Source organism: Bacillus sp. JJ1474 (assembly GCF_036965225.1).
In the GTDB taxonomy this organism is placed as follows: domain Bacteria; phylum Bacillota; class Bacilli; order Bacillales; family Cytobacillaceae; genus Cytobacillus.
This window is the reverse complement of record NZ_JBALPC010000113.1, coordinates 14678-18291: the sequence shown is the minus strand read 5'-3', so window position 1 is coordinate 18291 and position 3614 is coordinate 14678. Positions and strand designations below refer to the sequence as shown.

The window sequence follows — 3614 nt, the reverse complement described above, 5'->3', positions numbered from 1 at the left end:
TTGATAATAATATTAATTATCGTTTATTGTATAAATGCTTTATAATTGAGCCAGTGTATATTTGTTATGGCTTTTACATTTAATAGTAGATAATAAGGGGTGGACTCCATGAATGCGGGGATTATTGGAATTGGCAGATGCTTGCCAGAGAAAATTCTTACTAATGCGGATTTAGAAAAAATGGTTGATACTTCAGATGAATGGATTAGAACACGTACCGGTATTGAAGAAAGAAGAATTGCGGATGATGATACCGATACATCTGATCTCGCTTACGAAGCGGCAAGGAAGGCGATCGAGAACGCAAATATTTCACCGGAAGATTTAGATATGATCATAGTTGCAACCGTTACACCTGACCGTCCTTTCCCATCTGTTGCTTGCATGCTTCAGGAAAGGCTGGGGGCTGTCAAAGCTGCCGCGATGGACGTTAGTGCTGCATGTGCTGGATTTATGTATGGAATTGTTACAGCAAAGCAATTTGTGGAGGCTGGCACTTATAAGCACGTATTAATAGTAGGGGTTGAAAAGCTTTCAAAAGTCACAGATTGGGAAGATCGAAATACTGCTGTATTATTCGGGGATGGTGCCGGTGCCGCTGTCATTGGCCAAGTATCTGAGGGCAGAGGAATCCTATCCTTTGAACTAGGCGCCGATGGAACAGGCTCAAAGCATTTATATCAGGATGAATATATTATTATGAACGGTCGCGAAGTATTTAAATTCGCAGTCCGCCAAATGGGTGAAAGCTGTGTAAACGTATTAGAAAAAGCGGGTCTTACGAAAGAGGATGTTGACTTCTTAATCCCTCACCAGGCCAATATCCGGATTATGGAAGCATCGAGACAGCGTCTTGATTTGCCCGAAGAAAAAATGTCAAAGACGATTCACAAATATGGAAATACATCAGCGGCGTCTATTCCTATTTCCATCGTTGAGGAATTAGAGGCAGGAAAGATTAAAGATGGAGACTTAATTGTGATGGTCGGTTTCGGCGGCGGATTAACATGGGGTGCCATCGCTATGCGTTGGGGCAGATAGGCAGAATTCCACTAAGTACTATAATTTTCGTAAGAATGTTCGTTAAATATCTATAATAGCAAAGGAGATATAAATTAATGAATAAACGTAGAGTTGTTGTTACAGGCATAGGCGCTGTAACACCGCTTGGGAATGAAGTAGAAACTACTTGGAAAAATATCCTTGCAGGTGTATCAGGTGTAGGGCCTTTAACAAGAGTTAATGCAGATGAATACCCAGTTAAGGTTGCTGCGGAAGTAAAGGATTTTAATGTCGAAAATTTCATGGAAAAAAAGGATGCTAGAAAAATGGACCGCTTTACACATTATGCGGTTGCAGCGTCTTTAATGGCGGTAAAGGATGCAAATTTATCGATCAATGAAGAAAATGCTGATCGTGTTGGTGTTTGGATTGGCTCAGGAATTGGCGGCATGGAGACATTCGAAAATCAATTCGAAACATTTCTAAATCGCGGTTACAGAAGGGTTAGCCCATTCTTCGTTCCTATGATGATACCTGATATGGCAACAGGACAAGTGTCCATCACTCTAGGTGCTAAAGGATTTAATTCATGTACAGTTACAGCATGTGCAACGGGCACAAACTCTATTGGCGATGCCTTTAAAGTTATTCAGCGCGGTGATGCCGATGCAATGGTAACAGGTGGAGCTGAAGCACCGATTACGAAAATGTCAGTTGCAGGATTTTGTGCAAACACTGCATTATCAACAAATCCAGATCCGAAAACAGCTAGCCGCCCATTTGATAAAAATCGTGATGGGTTTGTTATTGGCGAAGGAGCTGGAATCGTTGTTCTTGAGGAGCTTGAACATGCTCTTGCCAGAGGCGCAAACATCTACGCTGAAATTGTAGGGTATGGTGCGACTGGTGATGCTTACCATATTACAGCACCTGCACCAGAAGGAGAAGGCGGAGCTCGAGCTATGAAAATGGCTATCAATGATGCTGGTTTATCACCAGAGGATATTGATTATATTAATGCTCACGGAACTAGTACGGATTACAACGATAAATTTGAAACAATGGCAATTAAGGCGGTATTTGGAGATCATGCTTATAAGTTGGCTATAAGCTCTACGAAATCAATGACTGGCCACCTTCTCGGAGCGGCTGGCGGTATAGAAGCTATTTTCACTGTTTTAGCTATGAAGGAAGGTATTTTACCGCCAACCATTAATTACGAAACGCCAGATCCAGAATGTGATCTTGATTATATTCCAAACGAGGCTAGAAAGAAAGAAATTAGAGCAGCAATCAGTAATTCATTAGGCTTTGGCGGCCATAATGCAACGATTGCATTTAAAAAATACGAATAATGATAAAAAGAAGAAGGTCAAAATCTTTGGATTTGGTCTTCTTCTTTTTTAATTTAAGTTAAATCTGGGACTTTCGCAAATAAATCTATTGCTTTCGCAAATAAATTCGTGACTTTAGCAAATAAATCTCCGCTGTCTTTTTGTTCAACCCCCTTATTAACAAAAGAGACCACTTTTCATAAACTAAATATAAATGATCAATGTGAGGAGGGTATCCAGATAATGGCGGTAGTACGTACGGACCTGTGGCTTGATGATGATTTCTCTAACTGTGAGAACATATGCGCAAGGTTCTCAAAATCGTTTTCCGGAGACAGCCCTAATAAAATTTATAAATACTTAAGTCAATTTGGTATGTACAAACCAAATAGGCAAAGCTATGAAAATTTTACCGAGCTTAAAAAGCGGAATTACTGGAAAAAAGTCGAGGCGATATTTAGAAAGTACAAGAAAGAATGGAAAGGTCCTGATATTCCCATCTATATTTTTCCAATGGCATCCATAAACTCGTTATTTTCCCAAGTGAAAACGACTAAATCCGGTGTAGCCTTCAAAGATAAATTATTCCTTTTTCTCACACCTTTAGAGGATGATCTAGAGCTGGAGGCCTTATTCATACACGAGTATCACCATACATGCAGACTTCAGCATCAAAATAAAAAGATAGAGGATAACACATTAATCGATTCTATGATATTAGAAGGGCTTGCAGAGCACACAGTTAAAGAATACTGCGGGCAAGACTATTTAGCATACTGGTGTAAAAGTTATTCTAAGAAAGAAATTCTTTATTTTTGGGAAAGGTTTTTAAAACAGCAAAGAAGCACGAAGAGGTTTTCTAAACTGCATGATGATATTCTTTTTGGCAGAGGGACATATCCTAAAATGATAGGCTATTCCGCTGGTTTTGTATTCGTTTCCATTTACAAAGAGAAAAAGGATCTTTCTTTGCAAGAATCATTTAAATTAGATTCAGAAACTTTTATTACTAGCCTTTTAAAAGAAAAAACAACTGAATAAATGCCTGATTTTAGCTGGATCTAACAGGACCCAGCTTTTTATATTTTACTAGATAAGAACAGTGTAATAGATATTTTTTGAATTTTACACTAAATATATTGTATATAGAAGATAGAATATTATAAATAATTCTTGAATTCGTAATCTTTCTGTAATAATATACAATTAAACACTCAAATAATTCCATTTTAGATAATATCTATAAAATATGTAAAAAAGATATTTTTGAATATTAAC

The 3614-nt window shown here is 38.0% G+C and carries 3 protein-coding genes; all 3 read left to right on the top strand.

Annotated features, from left to right (window positions below):
- Nucleotides 1-108 precede the first annotated feature (108 nt).
- The 3 genes from V7164_RS15045 (at nt 109) to V7164_RS15035 (ending at nt 3377) form a co-directional block, all read left to right on the top strand.
- Nucleotides 109-1041 (top strand): beta-ketoacyl-ACP synthase III, encoded by a 933-nt coding sequence (locus tag V7164_RS15045; protein WP_335348000.1) that lies wholly within the window; start codon nt 109-111, stop codon nt 1039-1041.
- A 77-nt stretch (nt 1042-1118) separates the two neighbouring features.
- On the top strand, nt 1119-2357 hold the full coding sequence (gene fabF / locus V7164_RS15040) for a beta-ketoacyl-ACP synthase II (protein ID WP_335354493.1): 1239 nt from the start codon (nt 1119-1121) through the stop codon (nt 2355-2357).
- A 222-nt stretch (nt 2358-2579) separates the two neighbouring features.
- Nucleotides 2580-3377, top strand: coding sequence for a DUF2268 domain-containing protein (locus V7164_RS15035; RefSeq protein WP_335354492.1), 798 nt, complete (start codon nt 2580-2582; stop codon nt 3375-3377).
- The last annotated feature ends 237 nt before the right edge of the window (nt 3378-3614 follow it).